A 22,073-nucleotide genomic window follows, 5' to 3' on the forward strand; every position below is an offset into this window, starting at 1 on the left:
TGCCATTCGGGCTAGGGGGGATTGCTCGCCACACCTCGATCCGGTCGTATCGAAGCCGGTCGCCGAGAGTGATGTGGCTGAGAGTTTGGCGTAGCGCAGGCGCACTTACACCCCCAGGCAGCTCGGGCTCAGGCGACTAACTGCCCTTCCCCTCCGGCAACTCCGACTCTACTGCGAAGCGTGACGACAGGGCTGAGTCGACCGTGCGATGACAGGGATGTCATCGACGAGCTTACAGGGGCGTACTTGCAGCNGCACGCGATAGCTGACACGGAATTCTCCACCACTGGGGCAGCTGTGCACCCTGCGTTACTCCACACTAGTTTGACCAAGCGGCAACAACCCCAGCCATTGAGTGATAACCCGCTATCACATAACATAGGCGCCTTCGCAGTTTTCAACTTTCCCGCTTGACTGCAGCTACAAAAATTACAACGCACATTAGCGAGCATTTAATGCAAGACCTAGACATGGATCCAACCCCCCGGGGCGAGCTGGCGCTCAAGATCACCACCCTGCCGCGAGACTGCAACAGCTTCGGAGATATTTTCGGCGGTTGGCTTGTAGCGCAAATGGACGTGGCCGGCACCAGCACCGCGGCGCGTATCGCCCGCGGCCGAGTCGCCACCGTCGCGATTGATCGCATGGGTTTCATGGTGCCGGTGCCGGTCGGTGCCCAGCTGGCCTTTCACTGTCACGTTCTGGATGTCGGCCGCAGTTCGGCCAAGATATGCGTCGAGGTGTGGAGTGAGGATCTGGCACACGATGGCAGCCGCAAGGTGACCGAAGCGATATTCGTGTTCGTCGCCATCGATGACCGCGGCCGCACGCGCGTTATTCCTTCCTGATCCAGACACGCCGGGACGGCGCTGGAATCCCATCCGGCGCCGGCGCCTCGGCGTAGTTTTTGACCTCTGGCTACATCGCCTCAAGCTTGGCGTAGGACACCATCAGCCATTTACTGCCTTCGTCATCGAAGTTCACCTGAATCCGCGCCTGCGCTCCATGCCCTTCATAGTTAAGCACCACGCCCTCACCAAAGAGTGAGTGCATGACACGTTGGCCCAATGCGAAACCGGTGCTCTCGGAGGCTTCCTGAGCAAACATGGTGCCTTTGCCCTTGCCGGGCCCGAAGGGACGACTGACCTGACTGCCCAGCCGCACCTCGCGGATCAGGTCAGCGGGAATCTCGCGAACGAAGCGCGATACCTTGTTGAAGGTCTCGCTGCCATATAGCCGGCGCGTTTCCGCCCAGGTGATAACCAATTGCTGCATGGCCCGGGTGATGCCGACATAGGCGAGACGGCGCTCTTCCTCCAGCCGCCCCGGTTCCTCCAGGCTCATCTTATGCGGGAAAAGCCCCTCCTCCACGCCAGCCAGGAACACCAGCGGGAATTCGAGCCCTTTTGCACTGTGCAGCGTCATCAGCTGGACGCTGTCCTCGAAGCGATCGGCCTGCGTTTCACCGGCCTCCAGCGAGGCATGCGCAAGGAAGGCCGGCAAGGTGTCGCCTTCCTCTTCCTCACTGGCCATTTCGTTTTCAAACGCCCGTGCAGCAGACACCAGCTCCTCAAGGTTTTCCACCCGTGCCTGGGCCTTCTCGCCCTTTTCCTGCTCATGAAAGCGCAACAGCCCACTGTGCTCAATCACCTGCTGGGCCATGCTGTATAACGGCATGCCTTCGACCCGCTCGGTGATATTTTCGATCATCTGCATGAACGCCTGCACGGCGTTGGCAGCGCGACCGGGTAATCCCTTGTTATCGAGCAGATCGCAACCGGCCTGCCACAGCGAAACATCCTGCTCGCGGGCGTGCTGGCGCAGACATTCCACTGTCTTGTCGCCGATGCCGCGGGCGGGAACGTTGATAATCCGCTCCAGCGCACCATCATCGCCACGGTTAGCGATCAGCCGCATATAGGCCATGGCGTTCTTGATCTCGGCGCGTTCGAAGAAGCGCTGTCCACCGTAGATCCGATAGGGAATCGCCGCGCGCAGCAGGGCTTCTTCGAGTACCCGTGACTGCGCGTTGGAGCGGTACAGAATGGCTATCTCGCTGCGCGCCATGCCCTCACGCACCGCCTGCTCGATACGCTCGACGATAAACCGCGCCTCATCCTGCTCATTGAAGCCGGCATACAGGGCAATCGGCTCGCCTTCGTTATCCTCGGTCCAGAGTTCCTTACCCAGCCGGCCGGCATTGTTGCCGATCAGCGCGTTTGCCGCCCGGAGGATGTTTGCCGTAGAGCGGTAGTTCTGCTCCAGTCGAATCAGCTCGGCTGCCGGGTAATCGGTCTGGAACTGCTGAATATTTTCGATGCGTGCGCCGCGCCAGCCGTAGATCGACTGGTCGTCATCGCCGACCACCATCAGGCTGGGGCTCTGGCCGGCAATCAGCCTGAGCCAGGCGTATTGCACGGCGTTGGTGTCCTGGAACTCATCTACCAGCAGATGGCGAAAACGCGCCTGATACTGCTCACGCAGCGCATTGTTGTCGCGCCACAATTCTAGCGAGCGCAGCAGCAGTTCGGCGAAGTCGACTACCCCGGCCCGGGCGCAGGCCTGTTCGTAGGCCTGATAGATCCGCAGCATGGTGGTCAGATAGAGGTCGCCGGCCGGCTGAATGTGCTGCGGACGCAGACCTTCATCCTTTTGTCCGTTGATCCACCAGAGGGCCTGGCGCGGTGCCCACTGGTTTTCATCCAGACCCAGCTCGCGAATGACCCGTTTGACCAGCCGCAGCTGATCATCCCCGTCGAGAATCTGGAACTGTTGGGCCAGACCGGCTTCGCGCCAGTGTGCACGCAACAGGCGGTGCGCAAGCCCGTGGAAGGTGCCGACCCACATACCCTGGGGCGAAATACCCAGCAATTGTTCGATGCGTGCGCGCATCTCGTAGGCGGCCTTATTGGTGAAGGTCACCGAGAGAATGCTCCAGGGCGAAGCGTTCTCCACCTGGCACAACCAGGCGATACGGTGCACCAGCACGCGGGTTTTTCCAGAGCCGGCGCCAGCCAGCACCAGTTGCTGACCGGGAGCCGCTGTTACGGCCTGGCGCTGGGCGTCATTAAGCGAATTAAGCAGGTGAGAGATATCCATGCGCGCATTCTACCAGCCGCTGCGCGCCGGCCGGAAGGAAACCGACCACAGCCTCAACATCAGCTGCCAGATGGCGCCTTTTAATACTATCGTGGGGGCTGTGCCAAACTCGGGCGCTAATGTATGGTGCGTGTTCAGGGAGAAGTTGCCATCATAGTGGCATTCTCGGAGCGAAGCGCTGAGCATTTGAGGGATCAATCATCATGGCGTTTCAGGATAGTTACGCACCCCGCACCCAAATCGACCTGCGCCTACGCCAGCTCGATCTGCTGTACGAATACTCTCGACTACCGCAATGGCTGATACTGCTCGCAGCAGTTCTGATCAGCTTTCTGGTCTGGGATCATGTCGACCATACCCTTCTGCTTGGCTGGCTGGCATTCATCCTGTCACTGACCCTGCTGCGCAATCTACTGACCAGCCGCTACCGCCAGAGCTCGCCCGATGTGCGCTTGAAGCCGCGCTGGCGCGTGTTGTTCTACCTCGGCAACACGCTGACCGGCCTGGCGGCGGCCTATATCCAGATTGGCCTGGTCCCACTGGAGACCTTCAGTTCGCAAGCTGCGGCCTATAGCTTGTTCACCGGGATAAGTCTGTGCGTGAGCATTATCTACGCCAGCCGGTTCCTTGCCTTTGCCAGCTTTCTGCTGCCCGCCTGGCTGCCGAGCATTATTTTCCTGCTGACCCGTGAAGACAACACCAGCGCGGACTGGGGCGTCATGGGAATAACGATATTCTCCTGCATGCTGCTGGCCGGGGCCTTCATCAACCGCTCTGTCGCCCGCGCCATGCAGGCAGACGATGATAATCTCGCGTTAGTCGCACGGCTGGAGCAGACGCATCAACAGACCGAAGCGCTCAACCAGCAGCTCACCGATGAAATCGAACACCGACGTCGCGCTGAGCAGGCGCTGTTGGAAAGCTACGGTGCATTGGAACAACGTGTTCAACAGCGTACGGCTGAACTGGAGGATTCCAGCCGAGCGCTACGCTCCAGCGAGGACCGTCTGAATCTGGCACTGGAAGTAACCGGCCTGGCACTCTGGGACTGGGACCTGGAAACGGACCGCGTCGAGCATTCCCGGCTGGATATCATCTTCGGTCTTCGGCCCGACATGCGACCGACGATGCTCGGTGATCTGCGGCCGCAATTGCATTTCGACGACGTTAAAACCGTACGCACCGCGCTGATCAGACACATGAAGGACCAGCAGCAGCCCTACAGGCTCGAATACCGGGTCAAGCATGCCGACGGTCACTGGTTATGGGTCGAAGACAACGGCCGGGCCGTTGAACGGGATGCCGCCGGCCGCGTGTTGCGCATGATTGGCACCCGCCGCGATATCTCGGCGCGCAAGCACCATGAAGAAGAATCCCTGCTGGCAGCCACCGTGTTCGAGGCAACATCCGAAGGCATCATCATTCTCGACCGGCAGCTGCATGTGCTGGCCGTGAATCAGGCGTTCAGCACAATCACCGGTTTCGCCGCGGGAGAAGTCATCGGCATGTTGCTGAACAACCTCGTGCGATCCATGGAGAGCGAGGATTACCAGAAGCTGGTCAGCACCTTGCTTGCCCAGGGCCGCTGGCAGGGCGAGCGGATGGCGACCCGTCGCAACGGCGAACGCTACCCGCAGTGGCTGCAGCTCGCAGTGGTACGCGATGAGCGGGGCAAAATCATCCATTATGTGGCGTTCTTTGCCGATCTGACGGTCCACCGCCAGAACGAGGAACAGGTCAGATACCTGACCAACTATGACCCCCTGACGCAGTTGGCCAATCGCAATCTGTTCACCCAACAGCTGAACGAGGCCACTGGCCGCGCCCGCACGGAGAATCGGCAGTTGGCGCTGCTGCACCTGAACCTCGACCGTTTCAAGCATATCAACGACACCCTGGGCCACGCGGTGGCAGATCTACTGCTCCAGCAGATCGCCCTGCGTCTGGGGGAGATGGAGCAACCCGATTTGCTCGCGCGTCTCTCGGCCGACGAGTTCGTCATTCTGATGGAATGTCCGCAGAGCCGGCAGGAACTGGAGCAACTGGCCGGCAGCCTGCTGGAGGAAGTGCGCAGGCCGATCCTGATTGGCGCGCACGAGCTGGTGGTGACTGCCTCCATTGGGATCAGCCAGTTCCCCGAAGCGCGCAACAGCCTGCACCTGACGACTCAGGCCAACCAGGCGATGCATCATGCCAAGCACCTGGGCGGTGACAATTTCCAGTTTTACACGCACCTGCTGCAGTCCTACAGCCTCGATCGCCTGCAGCTGGAAAACCAGCTACGCAAGGCGCTGATTGATTCGCAGCTGGTGGTGTATTACCAACCCAAGCTTGACCTGGCGACTGACCATATCACCGCGGCCGAGGCACTGGTGCGCTGGCAACATCCGCAGCGTGGATTGCTGCTACCCGGACAATTCATCGAGATGGCCGAAGAGACCGGCATGATTGTGCCGCTGGGGGAGATAGTACTGCGTCGGGCCTGTGCGCAGGCGAGTGTCTGGTATCACCAGGGCCCGGCACCGGTACGCATCGCCGTCAACCTGTCGGTGCAGCAGCTACGCCAGGAGAATTTCTCGCAGGTGGTCCTCGATATTCTTGCTGAATCCCGATTGCCGGCGCAGTTCCTGGAACTGGAGCTGACCGAAAGTATGCTGCTCGAGCATCTGGAAGTGGTGACGCGCAATATCGCCGAACTACAGGACATGGGCATCAGGCTGGCGGTGGATGATTTTGGCACCGGTTATTCATCCCTTGCCTATCTCAAGCGTTTCCCCCTGCATACCCTGAAGATCGATCGAGCCTTCGTTGCGGAGCTGGAAGAGGGTGCACAGGATGCAGCGATCGTGCGCGCCATTATCGCCATGGCGCACAGCCTCGGTCTCAATGTAGTGGCCGAAGGCGTCGAGCACGAGACTCAGCTCGAGATCCTGCGTGACTACGGTTGTGATGAGGTGCAGGGCTACCTGATCAGCCGCCCATTGCCAGCTCAGGCCTTCGCCAGATTGCTCACCGACGCCCAGCAGAGCTTGCCGATCTAAGTTTCTGCTCGGGCGCTAGCGCTCATCAAGCCAGGCGTGTCCCTGGCGCTCGAGTAGACTGTCCGCCGCTTCAGGGCCCCAGCTACCGGCCGCGTAGCGCTTGGGCGAGCGGTAGCTGTTCTGCCAGCCTTCGATGATCGGGTCCACCCAGCGCCAGGCGGCCTCGATCTCATCACGGCGCATGAACAGCGTGGCATCACCGTCAATGACGTCGAGTAACAATCGCTCATAGGCGTCCCAGCGGCGGCGCTTGAACGCGTCGGCAAAATTCAGATCCAGCTCCACTTCCTGCAATGTCATGCCCCGTCCGGGGGATTTGGCCATCAATGACAGGCTGATACTTTCGTCCGGTTGCAGGCGGATGACCAGACGGTTGCCCGGCGCACTATCGCCGAGCTGGGGAAACAACCGGTGCGGCACAGCCTTGAACTGCACCACGATCTCGGATTTGCGCTGCGCCAGCGCTTTACCTGTGCGCAGGTAGAATGGCACGCCCGCCCAGCGCCAGCTGTCGATCTCGGCCTTGAGCGCGACAAAGGTCTCGGTATTGCTGTCGTGATCGACGCTCTTCTCGAAATAATACGCCGGCAGCTTTTCCCCCGCCCGCATCCCTTCCGAATACTGGCCGCGCACCGTGTGGTCCTGCACGTCCATGCCGCCTATAGGGCGCAACGCCTCGAGAATCTTGAGCTTTTCATTACGGACCGATTCCGGCTCGAAGTGCACCGGTGCCTCCATCGCCACCAGACATAACAGCTGCAAGAGGTGGTTCTGCACCATGTCGCGAATCGCGCCGGCACTGTCGTAGTAGTCGCCGCGATTCTCGACACCCACCGTCTCCAGCACGCTGATCTGCACATGGTCAATCTGGGCATTACCCCAGAGTGGCTCGAACAGCGCGTTCCCGAAGCGCAGGGCGAGCAGGTTCTGCACCGCCTCCTTGCCCAGATAGTGATCGATACGGAATACCCGCGATTCATCGAATACCGACCCGATCTGGTCATTGATCTGGTTAGCGGTCTCCAGACTCTGGCCCAGGGGTTTTTCCAGCACGATGCGCGCTTCAGCGGTGACCAGTCCGGTCGAGCCGAGATGCTTGGTAGTGGACGCGAACAGGTTTGGCATGGTCGCCAGATAAAATACGCGCACGCGTTCCGGATGCTCGCCAAGCCTTTCGCCCAGGCGGGTATAGGATGTTCGTTGGCTGACGTCCAGGGTCATGAATTCGAGCCGCTTGGCAAACGCGTCCCACACCGACCGATCGAAATCCCCCTGGGCCACGTGCTGGCTGACATGCCGTTGCACCAGCTTGCGATAACTGTCGGCGTCATGCTTGCCACGCGCGGTGGCGATGATGCGGGTTTCGGCATGCAGATGTCGGTCACGATGCAGGTAATACAGCGAGGGCAGCAACTTGCGCATCGCCAGATCCCCAGTGCCGCCAAATACTACAATGTCGCAGGCGAGGCCGCGTTTTGCTGACACAGTAATTCTCCTGTTACGCCGATGAATACCGGTTGGATCGCTAGGGTATCGCCCATTGAACACAGGCCGCGGGGTGCGTTCCGGATGGCGAATCCACAGCTATTCACGGTCGCTCGGTACTTTATGTAGTATAACTACAAGAAATCTCACCCCAACGGCATTCAGACTAGCATGAAGTACACGTGAATTTGCTCCAGCACATCGCCGCCAGCCGCCAGTTACTCCGCAAGTCGGAACTCAAGGTAGCCGACCACGTTCTCGCGCATGCGGCGCAAGTCATGCACTCCTCCATGGCTGATCTGGCCAGGGAAGTCGGCGTCAGCGAGCCAACGATCGTGCGCTTCTGCCGTGCCATTGGCTGTACCGGGTTCCAGGACCTCAAACTGAGACTAGCGCAGAGCCTCGCGGCGGGAGCCAGTTTTGGCCAGTTTTCGATAAACGAAGATGACAGCGTTGAGCAGCTGTCGCACAAGATATTTGACACCACCCTGGCGACCTTGATGGACGTTCGCGAGCGGCTCGATACTGCCGCCACCGAACGGGCGATCGAAGCGATGGCCCATGCCCGGCGCGTTGAGTTTTACGGATTCGGTGCCTCAGGCGCGGTAGCCAGCGACGCCCAGCACAAGTTTTTCCGCCTGCAGGTGTCCACGGCCGCCTATTCCGACCCGCACATGCAGGCGATGTCAGCCGTGACCCTCGGCCCCGAGGACGTCGCGGTGGCGATTTCCCAGACCGGACGCACCAAGGACCTGCTGCATTCAGCCGCGCTGGTGACCGAAAGCGGGGCAACGCTGATCAGTCTCTGCCCGAGCAACACGCCGCTGGCCGAACTTGGCCGGATTCACATCCCCATCGATGTGACGGAAGATACTGAAATCTATACGCCGTTATCCTCACGGATCGCTCATCTGGTGGTCATCGATGTGCTGGCGATGGGCATGGCCATGCGCCGTGGTCCGGAGCTGGTCAACCACCTTAAAAGCGTCAAGCGGAGCCTGCGCGGTCTGCGGCTATCCCACAAGACCGGCCAACGCAGCGCAGACAATCACGACTGAACACATTCATCTGCACGAGATCACTACACGATGCCTACTGCCATGGCGCGCCACATCCTGGTCAAGACCGAAGAACAGGCCGCGGAACTGAAGAAGCGTCTTGCCGCGGGTGAAGCCTTTGACGTGCTGGCCAAGAAATATTCCACCTGCCCGTCGCGTAAACGCGGCGGCGATCTCGGTGAAGTGCGACCCGGCCAGATGGTTCGGGCGATTGATCAGATCATTTTCAAGAAACCGCTCAAACAGATCCACGGCCCAGTGAAAACCCAGTTTGGCTATCATCTGGTACAGGTTTTCTACCGCGACTGACGACCGTCGCTGCACCCACCGGGCTGCTAGCGACTCACACCCAGTCGCTCGTGCCATTCAGCGATCGACTCCTCCGGGTACTCCCGATATTCCCTGTCTCCCGGCCTGGTTTCCGCTTCCACCCAGGCCGCGCGTGACTCCAGCATCATATGCGTGCGTTCCGGCGGAACCGGCAACGGCGTATCGATTGCCGAAGCAAAGGGGTGGATCAGATCGGGCCATTCTGGACTGAATAACCATAGGGCCGAGCCGCATTCGCGACAGAAGTGTCGCTCGGCGCTGCTGGCTCTGAGGCTGCCATCCTCACCAGGCATCAGCGCGTGATAGACGCTGATGTGGTCACGGCCAGTAACGTCCAGACTCTTTGCATCGCCACTGAGGTTGATCGCATAACCGCCCCCGCCCTGCGTCTTGCGGCAGATCGAACAGTAACAGCGCTGATAGGGGTAGGGATGAGCGCTTTGCAAAGTGAATTGCACCGCAGTGCAATGACAGGAACCCTTGAGTTGCATCAATGCCTCCCAGCGACGTGCGCCGCCTGAATTGTCTGAATAACACGGCTGCCCAGTCCACTAACGGAGCTGGCGCCCGCTTTTATGAGCATAGTCTGCTGCTTCAACCACGGCGCAAAGAGTCACCCACCAGCCCGCTCGCCCTTGTCAGCGGGCTGACTGCTACAATGCCCACTATTCAATTTCGGAATTCGCATCATGGCTGCAATCGGGCGCTTCAACACACTGCAAATTGTCAAACACACCGGATTCGGTCTCTATCTGGATGGCGGACCGGATGGCGAAATATTGCTGCCGAACCGCTACATCCCCAAGGATCAGCCGACCGAAGTCGATGACTGGCTAAATGTGTTCATCTATCTGGACAGCGAAGACAAGCTAATCGCCACCACCGAAACGCCCAAGGCGCAGGTGGGCGAATTCGCCAGTTTGAAAGTCGCGGAGATCAACCAGGTCGGTCTGTTTCTGGATTGGGGTCTGCCCAAGGACGTCCTGCTACCCCATTCCGAGGAAAAGCGCCCCCTCAAAGAGGGCGATTACTGTGTGGTGTATCTGTATCTGGACCGGCATACGCGCCGTATCACCGCTACGGCATACCTGGACAGGCATCTCGACAAACTCCCGGTGCGCTACAACCCGGGTGATGCGGTTGAGCTGCTGGTGGTGTCACCCACTGATCTCGGTTACAAAGCCATTATCAATGACTCGCATTGGGGGCTGATTCACAAGAATGAGGTGTTCAAGTTCCTGCGCAGCGGCATGCGCGAAAAAGGCTATATCAAGGAGATTCGTGCCGACGGCAAGATCAGCCTGAGCCTGCAGCCGGTTGGCAGCGACGCAGGAGATCAGCTGCAGCAGCAGATTCTGGCCCAGCTCGATGCGCAGCAAGGCGTGCTGGCACTGAGCGACAAGAGCCCGCCGGAAGCCATTAGCAAAGCCTTTGGGGTGAGCAAGGGCAGCTTCAAGAAAGCCATTGGTGGTCTGATGAAACAGGGCCTGATCGTGATCCACCCGGACCGTATCGAGCGCTGCTAGGCGCTAGCGGTTTGCAGCGACAGCCCGGCGCCGAACCGGGCCGTCAACCCGGCAAGTCAAACCACAGCCAGGCCCCGGCCAGCACCAATAACAGTGCGCCCAGCGGTTTGGAATATTGATCCCAAAAGCGCGTCGCCGCCTCGCCGGCAATCGCCACCAACAACGCCAGACCGAAATAGCGCACGCCGCGGCCAATCATCGCGGCGAGCAGAAACAGAGCTATCGGATACCCATTGGCTCCGGCGGCCAGCATGGCGATCTGAAAGGGCACCGGGATGATGCCAATGGAGAGAATGGCGACAAAGCCATCCTCGCTGAAGCGTTGCTGGAATTGCTCGTAGGACTCCTGACTACCAAAGAAACTGATCAGCGTGTCGCCCCACTGATCCATGGCGAACACACCAAAGTAATAGCCCAGCGTGGCAGCCGTCAGGTTGCCCGCCAGCGCTACCCCGGCAACGGTCCATTTGCGCTCGGGATGACAAAGCATCCACGGAATCAGAATGACTTCAATAGGAATCGGCACCAACAGCGTCTCGGCCATTGATGCCGCAAATAACAGCCAGAGTGCATGGCGCGAACGATCAAGCCGGTCAAGCCAGGCCGTGGGGGAAGTAACTTTCGGCAAATCCAGTACCCTCAAAACCTACCAATCCCGATAAGACCATCGCATTGAGGTACTGGTTCGCTCTAACCAACCTGTTCAGAGACTGCCGGTGAGAACCCCGACGCGGCAACGACGCCGCGCCGGAGCTGGCGTCAGGGCCGGTTAGGCGCTTCCCGGTTAGCCGCGTCCATACCGCTGACCTGCGGCGCGTCCTGGCTACTGCCCTGCCCCGTGGCAGCCCGCCCGCGCATTTTTTCAGCCCCCTGGGGGAAGCCGCTACGGTCGCCGTAATCAAACACCGTGACCGGGTGTTTTTCCTGCCTCAAACCTCGCGCACAGGCAAAGTCCGCCGCAGTCACTGCTGCTACCGCGCCCAGCGCCATGGAGGTATTCACTGGCTCGTAACCTCGCTGGGCGGCCACGCCCAGGGTGGCCAGGTCCAGCGCATCGCCACCCAGGCGCGCATAGATCCACGGCGCGGGCTTGTCGGTCATCAACAGCCCCACCCCGGTTGCGATTTCGCGCAGACCATAGAGTCGCAGCAAGCCGACGCTGCCCGGCAAGCCAAGGGTACTGGCCAGCGCCCGGGGCATCAGCAACTCGGCAACCCCCATGCCGATGCTCAGCCAGCCCAGACTCCGCGCCGCCTTGCGCGCTGCATGGTTATTGCGGTACTCCTGATTTGATTTGCGTTGCATGGTCATAGTCTCCTCAGGGCTTCAGCACGACTTTGACACAGCCGTCATGCTTGTCGCGGAAGGTCTTGTACAGCTCCGGGCCGTCTTCAAGGCTGGCCGTGTGCGTGATGACGAAGGATGGATCGATCTGTCCATCCTGTATTCGCTTGAGCAGATCATCAGCCCAGCGCTGCACGTGGGTCTGCCCCATGCGGAAGGTAAGTGATTTGTTCATGGCGGCGCCGAAGGGCAACTTATCCAGCAGACCGCCGTACACGCCGGGAATCGACAGAGTGCCGCCCGGCCTGCAGACATACATCATTTCGCGCAACACGTGCGGCCGGCCCGTTTCCATCATGGCCGCCTGCTTGACCCGGTCATACATGGCGTCGATCGATCGCGCCGCGTGGGACTCCATGCCAACCGCATCGATACATTTTTCGGGGCCCTTGCCCTTGGTCAATTCGTTCAGGCGTTCGATCACGCTCTCTTCATCAAAATTGATGGTGATCGCGCCCCCGGCACGGGCCATGGACAACCGCTCCGGGACATTGTCGATGCACACAACCTGTTCGGCGCCAAGCAGAATGGCGCTGCGAATGGTGAATTGTCCGACCGGGCCGGCGCCCCAGATAACGACGGTGTCGGTACGCTGAATGTCGCACTGCACTGCAGCTTGCCAGCCGGTGGGGAAAATATCCCCGAGGAACAGGGCCTGCTCATCAGTCATGCCGTCGGGCACGACCACCGGCCCAACGTCAGCGAAAGGCACCCTGACGAATTCAGCCTGGCCACCGTCATAGCCCCCGGTAAGCTGTGTATATCCGAACAAGCCTGCGGTGGTATGACCAAACATTTTATCGGCCAGCTTGGCGTTGCGATTGCTCCGTTCGCATACCGAGAAATTCCCGCGCTGGCACTGGTCGCACTCGCCGCAGCTGATAGTGAAGGGCACAACTACCCGGTCGCCAACCTTGAGTTTCTTGTTGGCAGACCCGACCTCCATCACCTCCCCCATAAACTCGTGACCCATTATGTCGCCGTGGGTCATGCCCGGCATGAAGCCGTCATATAGATGCAGGTCGGAACCGCAGATGGCGCAGGACGAGACTTTTACAATGGCGTCGCGCGGATCTTCTATGGAGGGGTCAGGTACGTGATTATCACAACGAATGTCTTTCTTGCCATGCCAGCGGAGTGCTCTCATGGAAATCTCCTGTTCGGGTGAACGAATGCCGCGTGGTGATTCCTTCGAGTACTACTGCGCACGCTGCGCAGCAGGCGCTTTCCACTGCTGATTACCGGAGGCAGACACCGGCGTGTCACGGCGATTGCATACAGAAAATTAGTACCTGGCATGCAGACAAAAGTTGCCAATCCGTGCAAGATTGCTGCAGATTACCGACGAGCTGTTGCGCTTTCGGGTTTTTCGCCGCAATTCGAGGGCTAATCGACAAACTCAGGGAACTTGCAAGGATCGCTGGGATCTTGTATAGCGGATCCCTTCATCGCCCCGCCTCGCTTGCTGACCTCAATGAATGTGCCGAGGAAACGCAAAAACGGGCGAGACAAACAGTCGCTTCAGGGCGGCGATAGATTGCAAAAAATTAATGGTTGCATCATGAACGTACTGATTGTGGAAGACGAAGCACTGATAGCAATGCTTCTCGAAGAAATGCTCGACACCCGCGGCTATAGCGTCGCAGCCCATGCGTCGACACTCGCTGAAGGCGAGACGATGGCGTCATCGCTGGACTTCGATGTGGCTATTCTGGATGTGAGCCTGGCAGGCGAGGCGGTGTTCCCGGTGGCCGAACTGTTATCGGACCGCGGCATCCCTTTTGTCTTCACAACCGGGTATGGCGCGGCAGGCATGCCTGAAGCCTGGGCCGATCGTCCAGTCTTCGGAAAGCCCTACGACATCGAGCCTCTGATCGAAACCATTCAGCAGCTGGTGCCAAACACAACGGTGGCAGCAGGCGCGGTATGAGCCAGGCTCATACTGCCATCCGCGCCTGAATCTCCCCCGCCCCACCTATGTAACGCCTCACGCCCGGCTCGGCTGAGAGTCCATGGTCTACACGGCACCAAGGAACTTCATTACTGTTCCACACTTCTATATCTGAACATTCCTGATGTCAGAGGTAGAACATGAATAAGACCCTCTTAGCCTGTGGATTCATTGCCTGCTTCCCCCTTATCGCTGCGGCGGATAACGTGGAACTGGACAAGGAATTGAACGGATTGGATATCGAAACTGAAGTAGTGGGTGACACCACCACCGAAGCCGGGCCAGCACCAGGCGGTGCCGGCGGGATACAAGCACTGAAAGTGACTAACAACGGCGATGTCCGTGCTAGCTGCCGGCTTGAACCCCATCCGTCAGAAACAGCGATGACCGGCTCACCCGCGACTGCAATAGAAGCGGGGGAGTCCGCCACATTGCGCCTGGAAGGCAGCTATTCGAGTGCGACCATCCGCGCCAAACTGATTTGCGAAGACGATAGTTGAGCGATTGTCGGATCCGGAAGCATTACGCAGGCTCAGGGTTCGCCTCCTGAGTCTGCCAGGCACCACGATTCATCCGTCAGGCGATTCATAAGGAATAACATTGAAACCGGGTATTCTGGTGATCGACATCGGCGGAAACGGCATCAAGGCCGCTGTCGTCGACGAGCAAGGCAATTTGTTAAGTGAACGCCGGCGCGTGCTCACTCCTCACCCCTGTTTGCCGTCCGTGCTGATCGATACCGTTGTCGAATTGGTAGCGCCCTGCCCGGCCTATAACCGAATCTCCATCGGCTTCCCCGGCGCCATCCGCAACGGCCTTATTCTTACCGCAGCGAATCTTGATAGTCGTGAATGGATCGGCTTCGACCTGCCTGAAGCGCTGTCCCGGCGCCTGGGCAACCATCCCGCGCGCATCATCAATGATGCGGACCTGCAAGGCTTTGCCTTGATTCAGGGTAAGGGACTGGAGCTGGTACTCACGTTGGGAACAGGCTTTGGCTCGGCGCTGTTTCGCAACGGCCAATTGATGCCGCACCTGGAACTCGCGCATCATCCGCTCGCTGACAACCTCACCTATGATCAGTACTTGGGCAATGCCGTGCTTCAACAGATCAGTGCAGACGTATGGTGCGACCGATTATTGCGGGCGCTGGATATCCTGGAAATTCTGCTGCGCCCCGATCGGATTATTCTGACCGGGGGCAACGTGCGGCTCGTGAATGTGGAACTGCCACCCACGGTGAGCATTGCGCCCAGCGATACCGGCCTCGGCGGTGGCGCCGCGCTGTGGAGGCATTCGAGCTAACGCTGCATAGGGTGCAGCGGCGGGCGAGTAGCACCCGCCAGATCAAGCCCCTGGGTGCTCAGTTCGCTACCGGCCAGTAGCGTCCAACCAAGCGCTTAACCTTGCCTGCCGCCTTGTCACGGAAGGTTAACCCCTTACGCAACGCCTGCGCTTTCACCCCTGCCAGACTGGCGCCTGGCGTGTACATCTCGTTTGTTTCAAGACAGAACACCGGCTTGCTGGCCAAGCGCACAATCTCCCGCGCGTGGATTTCCCTGTTCTCGATAAACAACACCGCATGCGGATCGCTGCGATACACATTGGCTTTGAACTGCTGTTGAGTTTTCAGTCGACAGTGTTCAGCAGCCTCGGGCAAATCAAGCATGTGCAGGTGCTGGTAGCGCACGCCATGACGTTCCAGCCAGGCTTCAGTCTCGGGACGGTATTTTTCCAGCCGGTTGGCGACCAGATGCTTGACTTCAATGGAGGGAACGAACAACGGCTTGGCACTGTTGAGAAATTCCCGGTAGGTGGCTCCGCCGTCAGTCTGCGCCGGAGTCGGTTCGACGCAGAGCACACCGTCCATGTCCAGACAGGCATAGCTGATCAGAGGATGGTGCATGATATTCCATTCGAATACCCGCGGTTGCTCCACGGTTTCCAGGACGATATCCACCGCATCGGCGTTGTTTCGCTGTGCAAACGCGACCATCGTCACCACTTCGCCGGCAAAGAAGTTCTTTACCTTGTTGAAGGCGTCACGCATGGACCCGCCAGAGGCGATGCTGTCATCCACCAGCAGCACCTTCTTGGCCTGTTGCGGAGACGCAAGCGCGTCATGTTTGTAGGTCCGGGTATGCCCCTTCTTCAGCGCGTCATTACGCTCAAACGAATAGAGGTCAGTTAGCGGGAGGTTGAGCTTCAACGCGACAATGCTTGCCACCAACATCCCGCTCCGCGGGATGCCTACCACCAGATCAACGTCAGGGGGCACCTTGCTAGCAAATCGATTGGTCAGTGCCGAAAGATCGCTGACACTTCGATAGTTCACTAACTACTCCTTAGGCTTGTCATTGGTTTTATTACAACAGAAACCACGCACATCCAGCTTCCGCCGTTGCCGATTGCTGAGATGCACGTCTCGTCATCGATCGGATAACGGCCGCGGGAGCGGACCGTGGTGGCAAATCATCAATCAACATCTCGCTCAAAAGACCCACCGCGGGGTAGCGGTTTCAGACGCCATTTGGGAAACGGCCGGAAGCTGCGAGACGGTTGGGAGGGTGGCGGCCTGCACGTCCGTGCGCTGGGACAACGACATGGGCTGAGCCTGCGCTTCAGCAAATCTGACAGACCCGAACTCCAGCGTCGCAGCGCGTTCCCAGGTGCCCGCGGACGGCACCTGGTGATCCATGGAAGATTGACCGAGTAAAAGGACCCCGAGCGCGGCGGCCAGAATCAGCGGTGTCCGTTGTACAAAAGCGATATGAAGACTCATGTGCATCTCCCCAAAGCATTGGCTAAAAGAGCTCTAACGCGTGGAGAGAATGTCGCAAGTCCTGTGCCAGTTCACACTTTCGGGTATTTCGTGTTAAATCAATGTGTTACAGAAAACAAAAGTCCGAACCACCATGCATGCTGCATGATGTGGCCTTTTAATATCGTGCAAAGTGCAAAGCTTTGCACGCCAGCGGGAACTTTTGACAACCCGCAGTGCCGGGCTCGCACCTATCCCCAGCGGTCTATTCAAATAGACAGCCAATATAATGCCCGGTGCCCTGCCGACGGCCCGCTGGGCAGGCAATCAGACAGACAGTCGCTTGGTCAGGGCACCCAGTTCGTTGGACATCTCGTGCAGGCTGGCGCTGGCCGTGGCCGTACGCTCCACATCGCGCTGGTTGTTCGCGGCGATATCGGTTATCTCGGTGATGTTGCGCGAGATGTCCTCCGAGACGCTGGTCTGCTCCTCGGCGGCGGTCGCGATCTGGCGATTCATGTCGCGAATCGCTTCGACCGACAGGGTTATCTGACGCAAGCGGTCGCCCATCAGGTTCACCTGACGCATACCTGTCTGGCTGCTGGTCTGACCGCCCTCAATGGCGCGGGCGGCGTGCTCTGCACCATCCCGGACATTGTCGATAATCTGTTGGATTTCGGCGGTTGATGCGCTAGTGCGCTGGGCCAGGGTACGCACCTCATCGGCCACCACAGCGAAACCCCGCCCGGCTTCACCTGCGCGTGCCGCTTCGATCGCCGCGTTCAGCGCCAGCAGGTTGGTTTGCGCGGCAATGCCCTGAATGACTTCCAGCACCTTGCCGATGCGCTGACTGTCGCCTTCGAGCTGTCCGATGATCTCGGCAGTGCGAGAAATCTCACCGAGCATCGACTGCATGGCCGAAATGGTCTGGCTCATGTCCTGCTCGCCTTGGCGGGTGTGGTCATCGGCCAAGTCAGCCGCCGCGGCTGCATCGCCGGCGTGCCGGGCCACTTCGGCGGCCGTCGCTGACATTTCCTGCATGGCCGCAGCCACCTGATCGGTGCGCGAGAACTGTTCGCGGGCGCCGTCTGTCATGCGTGTCGCCACCGTGTTGAGTTCGCCGCTGGCCCTGTCGAGCTCACCGGTACTCTGTTCAAGCTTGCGGAAGGTGTCTGCAAGAAACTCGCGCAGCCGGTTTGCAGCCGTTGCCAGGGTACCCAACTCGTCACTGCGACCGGTCTTGATCGGCTGGCCAATACGGCCATTGGCCAGCTGCTCTATCTGGCTGATCAGGTGGGTAATGGGACCCACCAGACGCTGGTTCACCAGCCAGACGCTCAGCAGACAGATCAGCAACGCCGAGCCCAGCAACAGACTGATACCGATCCAGATCGCCCGGCTGGCCTGGGCACCAATCACCTCGCCCTGTTCGGCGGCATGGCTTTCGATCATGCCTACCAGAGCGGTCATCTGTTCGCTGGTCGCGCGATCGATCCCGCGCACATTGCGATCGCCATCAAGGGGATCAAAACCGCCATTGCGAAAGGCCTGCAAGCCGGTACGGTATCCCTCGCGCAGGCGCGTATGTTCCGAACGCAGCTGTTCGACCTGCTGGCGCGCCTCAGGCTCAATATCCAGGGCCATGATCTCGGTCAGCAACATCTGGACCCGCTGTTCTTCCTTCTCAAACTGCGCCCAATACCGCGCCATATCCTGGCCGTTACCCCCGCGCAGCAGGACATTTTTCCACTCCTGGACCTGTCCCTTGAACGCCAGATTGGCTTCATTAACCAGTCTCGATGCCTGCAGCGGCCCGTCGACGAGCGCCCGGTAGCTGCTCATGCCATTGGACAAAGTGCTGAAGCTGGCCAGCGCCACCAGGACCATCAAGGTCAGACTGCCGACGAGCAACACCAGGGTTTGCGTACGAAGCGAAGAGGATATAGCCATGATCATGAGTGTCTATTGCAAGGATGTACTCTGGGTTTCGGCCGCAAAGCACCGAACTTGAGCCATCGGGCACCGAAAAAATAAAAGCTGAAGAGGCTCGCTTGGCCGCTTACGAGACGGCTGCAGCGACACTATACTGGCGACACAATTACTGGAGCACTCTGCATGACCTTGATGACGTTCGGCTATCTGATCGCCGGTTTGATCCTGCTCGTGGCTGGCGCGGAAATACTGGTGAAGGGAGCAGCCAAACTGGCCGCTCAGTTCGGCATTCCGCCCTTGATCGTGGGTCTCACCGTGGTTGCCTTCGGCACCAGCGCACCGGAAACCGCGGTCAGTGTGCAGGCTGCGCTGGATGGCAGTGGCGATCTGGCCATTGGCAACGTGCTGGGCAGCAATATCGCCAACGTGTTGTTCATTCTCGGTGTGACGGCCCTTATCGCCCCGCTGGTGGTGTCGCGCCAGCTTATTCGACTGGATGTGCCGATCATGATCGGCGCCAGCCTGCTGGCCTTTGCCCTGGCATGGGACGGCGCACTCAGCAAGCTCGACGGGGCGATACTCTTCGTATGCATCCTGGCGTATACCGCCTTTCTCATCATCAGCAGTCGCCGCGACAAGAAGAACGCTGCAGATGACGAATTCGACAAGGAATACGGGCTGCACGAAGCGCCGAAACCCTACGCCTGGGCGATCAACCTGGCGCTGGTGCTGGTCGGTCTGGTGTTACTGGTTTCCGGTTCGAATTTTCTGGTGACCGGCGCGGTCAGCCTGGCACGAGCGCTGGGCCTGTCAGAGTTGGTCATCGGGCTGACCGTGGTGGCGATAGGCACGTCCCTGCCGGAGCTCGCCACCTCCGTGCTGGCGGTGATGCGCGGTGAACGCGATATCGCAGTGGGCAACATCGTTGGCAGCAATATTTTCAACCTGCTCTGCGTGCTCGGCCTGGCGGCATTGGTGTCGCCAGCGCCAGTTCTGGTCGCGGCGAATGCCTTGATGTTCGACTTCCCGGTGATGATTGCCGTCGCCGTGGCGTGCCTGCCGATCTTCTTTTCCGGCTATCGCATCAACCGTTGGGAAGGTCTACTGTTTCTCGCCTACTACGGGGCTTATACCTTCTATCTGGTGGTATTTTCAGCCGGTCGTCCGATCGCGCAGGTCTTCGGTGACGCCATGCTGGGCTACGTACTGCCGCTGACAGTCGTCACTCTGATCATCATTGGCGGCCGCGCCTGGCAGCTGCAGAAAACCGCCCGCTAAGACTTGCCCTCGGGTGTGCGGACGGATGGAAACAGCACCTCGGGGCCGCGTGCATCGAGCTGGCGTATTTCTGCCGGGCGTCCTTGCTCGTCCAGTCTCACCAGGCCGACGCCGGTGCCATTCCACAGGCGCTCGCCGGCTTTGGCGCCTTCGGGATCACGTGGCGTGATATGCATGCGTCGGCGCTTGGTCAGCCAGTTCAGCGGTGACCAGGGCGCATAGAGCCAGCGGTTGAGGCGATCCAGCCAGTCCAGCAGGGTGTCCGGGAAGGCATTCTTCAGCCCGCTGCTGGTGATCTGCCAGATATGCGGCCCCTCCCGACGATGCCGGATACGGATGTCGTACACGTAGGAATAATGCACATCGCCGGACAACACCACGTAATTACCCGGGGTGCGCGAGTGACGAAAGATATTCAGCATCACCTGCGCTGCGCCGCGATGGGCCATCCAGTTTTCCGCATCCACCAGCAAGGGCTTGCCGGCCAGGGTAAACAGCTTCTGGATGATCTCGATCAGCTTCACCCCGAACATCGGGGCAGGCGAGACGACGACCACGCTTGGCTTATCGAACAGCGCCTGCTGCATCTCGATCAATGCTTCCCAGTCCATCAAGCCCGAGGGTCGTGCCGGGTCGCGTTCACTGCGCCAGCGCCGGGTGCGGGTGTCGAGCACCAACAGATGCGGGGTTCCCGACACCTGGTATTCCCAGCCCTGAAACCTGAGCAGCGATTCGATACAGGCATCCTGACGAGCCGGGTCCAACCCGCCATCCGGGCCGACCGAACGCAACAGGGCGTCCAGTTGATCGATCGCGTCAGCGACGCGGTCCGGCGCATTGCCCCAGGCCTGGCAGACCAGATAGGCGAGCAACGCATTGCCGATAATGCGCTTGGACAGGGGATGACCGTATGCGGTGCTTTCCCATTCCGCGGACAGATTCCAGTCATCGGTCACATCATGGTCATCGAAGATCATCAGCGATGGTTGATGCGCCAGCAGCCGCGCCACCCTGGGTAGGCCGGCGGTGAATGCCTGCAGAATTCCTCGCTCACGCGCAAATGCCTCGCGGTACTCCGCAGGCAATGCGGGCTCGGTCATGTCCACCAGCTGCCAGGGCTCGGGGGACCAGACCAGCAGATACATGGCAATGGTTTCAGCGAACGTAATCAGATGATTCTGCGCGTGGGCCGAGGTGAAGATTGGCTTTCGCGCGCCACCGAAGAAGCGCCGCCGCACTGCCCTGCTCGACTCTACATCGGGCAGCAATTCTTCACGCTGGTAGTAGGTGTGTTCTGCGCTATACAGCGCCTGACTGTCCGCAACCGTGGCCCCTTCCAGCGTTTCATCAAACAGACCGAGACGCTCGATCAGTTGATGGATGGCCACCAGCATCGGCCCGGCAACATCATCGGCGTATACCTGATCGCCGGTCATGATCAGCCAGGCGGGCCGCTGCTCCGGCTGGTCCAGACGCTCCGCCAGCCACGCATCGGCGCGTACCAGCCCATCCAAGCCGTCGAAATGCGGCTTACGGCAGGAGCCGTGCAACAGGTTGCGATTATTCGATGCGATTACGAATGCAGGCCGGTGCCGCCCGCTGTGACACAGATAGGGCAGCTGGGTGGACAGCCGCTGCTGGCTGCTCTCGTCCTGCCACAACAGGTCGTACTCCACCTCAGTATCGACCGGCAACGGAGGATCCATGGTGACGTCGAGCAAATGAATCCAGGCATGGCGGCCGACCGGCATTCTGCGGCATGCTCGAGCGTCGAGCACAATGGTTCGCTCAGCGGAGCCTGTCGGTTGCACAGTCAGCTGGAAGTCGAGCGGCCGCGTGGCGACCAGCCATATCAGCAACCGCTCGGGGGCAAGCCGGCGCAACAGGGGGCCGGTAAGTAAGGTAGGTAACGCGACGTTCGCAGGATCGGGCATGCAGGCTCTGATTCAGCGCAACCAATGGAGTTCCGGGCGCCAATCATACCCGGGCTGAATGCACGACACCGGGCTTTGTTGCAGGCGACCCGCCTGCCTGAACCAGACCCTAGACTGGCTTGGCCGACTCATCCACGGTGGCAGGATAGCCTGCATCCTCGAGTGCTGCGGTCAGCGCCGATGGTTCGGCACTGCCTTGGACCGTCGCACGCCCTGCGTCAAGATCCACCACGACGTCATTCACCCCAGGCACCTCGTTCAGCGCCTTGGTGACATGTTTGACGCAGGCACCACAGCTCATACCTTCAACGTGTAGCAACAGGGTACTCATATC

20 protein-coding genes and 1 pseudogene are annotated in these 22,073 nt (G+C 59.7%); 9 read left to right on the top strand and 12 right to left on the bottom strand.

Features of this window, described 5'->3' with window-relative positions; genetic code table 11:
* Positions 1 to 455: 455 nt before the first annotated feature.
* Positions 456 to 848: an acyl-CoA thioesterase gene (locus FHK95_RS16030; RefSeq protein ID WP_150305647.1), complete on the top strand. Its 393-nt coding sequence runs from the start codon at positions 456 to 458 to the stop codon at positions 846 to 848.
* Between the two features lie 70 nt (positions 849 to 918).
* On the opposite strand, the gene uvrD is transcribed toward FHK95_RS16030, so the two are convergent.
* Positions 919 to 3,099, bottom strand: a complete 2,181-nt coding sequence (gene uvrD, locus FHK95_RS16035) for a DNA helicase II (protein ID WP_150305648.1) — start codon at positions 3,097 to 3,099, stop codon at positions 919 to 921.
* Positions 3,100 to 3,302: 203 nt separating this feature from the next.
* On the opposite strand from uvrD, the gene FHK95_RS16040 reads away from it, so the two are divergent.
* Positions 3,303 to 6,140, top strand: coding sequence for a putative bifunctional diguanylate cyclase/phosphodiesterase (locus FHK95_RS16040; RefSeq protein ID WP_150305649.1), 2,838 nt, complete (start codon positions 3,303 to 3,305; stop codon positions 6,138 to 6,140).
* Positions 6,141 to 6,155: 15 nt separating this feature from the next.
* Here FHK95_RS16040 and zwf read toward each other — a convergent pair whose 3' ends face one another.
* A complete protein-coding gene (gene zwf, locus FHK95_RS16045) occupies positions 6,156 to 7,625 on the bottom strand; it encodes a glucose-6-phosphate dehydrogenase (RefSeq protein WP_268977574.1) in 1,470 nt (489 codons plus the stop codon).
* Positions 7,626 to 7,807: 182 nt separating this feature from the next.
* Here zwf and hexR point away from each other — a divergent pair, with 182 nt between their 5' ends.
* Together hexR and FHK95_RS16055 are read left to right on the top strand one after the other, a co-directional pair.
* Positions 7,808 to 8,683, top strand: coding sequence for a transcriptional regulator HexR (gene hexR / locus FHK95_RS16050; RefSeq protein WP_150305650.1), 876 nt, complete (start codon positions 7,808 to 7,810; stop codon positions 8,681 to 8,683).
* A 30-nt stretch (positions 8,684 to 8,713) separates the two neighbouring features.
* Positions 8,714 to 8,992: a peptidylprolyl isomerase gene (locus tag FHK95_RS16055; RefSeq protein WP_150305651.1), complete on the top strand. Its 279-nt coding sequence runs from the start codon at positions 8,714 to 8,716 to the stop codon at positions 8,990 to 8,992.
* 26 nt (positions 8,993 to 9,018) lie between these two features.
* Here the strand turns inward: FHK95_RS16055 and FHK95_RS16060 are convergent, their stop codons facing one another.
* Complete coding sequence (locus FHK95_RS16060) at positions 9,019 to 9,504, bottom strand: GFA family protein (protein WP_150305652.1); 486 nt, start codon at positions 9,502 to 9,504, stop codon at positions 9,019 to 9,021.
* Positions 9,505 to 9,702: 198 nt separating this feature from the next.
* Here FHK95_RS16060 and FHK95_RS16065 point away from each other — a divergent pair, with 198 nt between their 5' ends.
* Entirely contained in the window at positions 9,703 to 10,539 is an 837-nt protein-coding gene (locus tag FHK95_RS16065) for a CvfB family protein (RefSeq protein WP_150305653.1), read from the top strand.
* Positions 10,540 to 10,582: 43 nt separating this feature from the next.
* Here the strand turns inward: FHK95_RS16065 and FHK95_RS16070 are convergent, their stop codons facing one another.
* From FHK95_RS16070 to FHK95_RS16080, 3 genes are all read right to left on the bottom strand, one after another.
* Positions 10,583 to 11,167 carry a YqaA family protein gene (locus FHK95_RS16070; protein WP_206668601.1) on the bottom strand — a complete coding sequence of 195 codons (585 nt, stop codon included), beginning with the start codon at positions 11,165 to 11,167 and terminating at the stop codon, positions 10,583 to 10,585.
* A 131-nt stretch (positions 11,168 to 11,298) separates the two neighbouring features.
* Complete coding sequence (locus FHK95_RS16075) at positions 11,299 to 11,844, bottom strand: transcriptional regulator (protein WP_150305654.1); 546 nt, start codon at positions 11,842 to 11,844, stop codon at positions 11,299 to 11,301.
* 13 nt (positions 11,845 to 11,857) lie between these two features.
* The gene (locus FHK95_RS16080) at positions 11,858 to 13,030 is read right to left on the bottom strand and encodes a zinc-dependent alcohol dehydrogenase (protein WP_150305655.1); all 1,173 of its coding nucleotides are present in this window, start codon (positions 13,028 to 13,030) and stop codon (positions 11,858 to 11,860) included.
* Between the two features lie 414 nt (positions 13,031 to 13,444).
* On the opposite strand from FHK95_RS16080, the gene FHK95_RS16085 reads away from it, so the two are divergent.
* The 3 genes from FHK95_RS16085 (at position 13,445) to FHK95_RS16095 (ending at position 15,139) form a co-directional block, all read left to right on the top strand.
* A complete protein-coding gene (locus FHK95_RS16085; RefSeq protein ID WP_150305656.1) occupies positions 13,445 to 13,813 on the top strand; it encodes a response regulator in 369 nt (122 codons plus the stop codon).
* Between the two features lie 161 nt (positions 13,814 to 13,974).
* Positions 13,975 to 14,334, top strand: a complete 360-nt coding sequence (locus FHK95_RS16090) for a hypothetical protein (RefSeq protein WP_150305657.1) — start codon at positions 13,975 to 13,977, stop codon at positions 14,332 to 14,334.
* 100 nt (positions 14,335 to 14,434) lie between these two features.
* The gene (locus FHK95_RS16095; protein ID WP_206668602.1) at positions 14,435 to 15,139 is read left to right on the top strand and encodes an ROK family protein; all 705 of its coding nucleotides are present in this window, start codon (positions 14,435 to 14,437) and stop codon (positions 15,137 to 15,139) included.
* Positions 15,140 to 15,197: 58 nt separating this feature from the next.
* Here the strand turns inward: FHK95_RS16095 and FHK95_RS16100 are convergent, their stop codons facing one another.
* From FHK95_RS16100 to FHK95_RS20505, 4 genes and pseudogenes are all read right to left on the bottom strand, one after another.
* Complete coding sequence (locus FHK95_RS16100) at positions 15,198 to 16,169, bottom strand: phosphoribosyltransferase family protein (protein ID WP_150305659.1); 972 nt, start codon at positions 16,167 to 16,169, stop codon at positions 15,198 to 15,200.
* Positions 16,170 to 16,325: 156 nt separating this feature from the next.
* Positions 16,326 to 16,616: a hypothetical protein gene (locus FHK95_RS16105; protein WP_150305660.1), complete on the bottom strand. Its 291-nt coding sequence runs from the start codon at positions 16,614 to 16,616 to the stop codon at positions 16,326 to 16,328.
* A gap of 306 nt (positions 16,617 to 16,922) precedes the next feature.
* On the bottom strand, positions 16,923 to 17,690 hold the full coding sequence (locus FHK95_RS20500) for a methyl-accepting chemotaxis protein (RefSeq protein ID WP_408003636.1): 768 nt from the start codon (positions 17,688 to 17,690) through the stop codon (positions 16,923 to 16,925).
* A 153-nt stretch (positions 17,691 to 17,843) separates the two neighbouring features.
* Positions 17,844 to 18,551: pseudogene (locus FHK95_RS20505) on the bottom strand (methyl-accepting chemotaxis protein); the annotation flags it as partial.
* A gap of 159 nt (positions 18,552 to 18,710) precedes the next feature.
* Between FHK95_RS20505 and FHK95_RS16115 the strand changes: the two are divergent.
* Positions 18,711 to 19,805: a calcium/sodium antiporter gene (locus FHK95_RS16115; protein ID WP_150305662.1), complete on the top strand. Its 1,095-nt coding sequence runs from the start codon at positions 18,711 to 18,713 to the stop codon at positions 19,803 to 19,805.
* Here the strand turns inward: FHK95_RS16115 and FHK95_RS16120 are convergent.
* Both FHK95_RS16120 and FHK95_RS16125 read right to left on the bottom strand, forming a co-directional pair.
* Positions 19,802 to 21,739 (bottom strand): alkaline phosphatase D family protein, encoded by a 1,938-nt coding sequence (locus FHK95_RS16120; RefSeq protein WP_150305663.1) that lies wholly within the window; start codon positions 21,737 to 21,739, stop codon positions 19,802 to 19,804. The two genes, FHK95_RS16115 and FHK95_RS16120, sit on opposite strands and share 4 nt — an antisense overlap.
* Before the next feature lie 109 nt (positions 21,740 to 21,848).
* The gene (locus tag FHK95_RS16125) at positions 21,849 to 22,070 is read right to left on the bottom strand and encodes a CopZ family metallochaperone (RefSeq protein WP_150305664.1); all 222 of its coding nucleotides are present in this window, start codon (positions 22,068 to 22,070) and stop codon (positions 21,849 to 21,851) included.
* Between the last annotated feature and the right edge of the window lie 3 nt (positions 22,071 to 22,073).

Origin of the sequence: Pseudomonas saliphila (assembly GCF_008638345.1) — a bacterium.
GTDB classification, from domain to species: Bacteria; Pseudomonadota; Gammaproteobacteria; order Pseudomonadales; family Pseudomonadaceae; genus Halopseudomonas; species Halopseudomonas saliphila.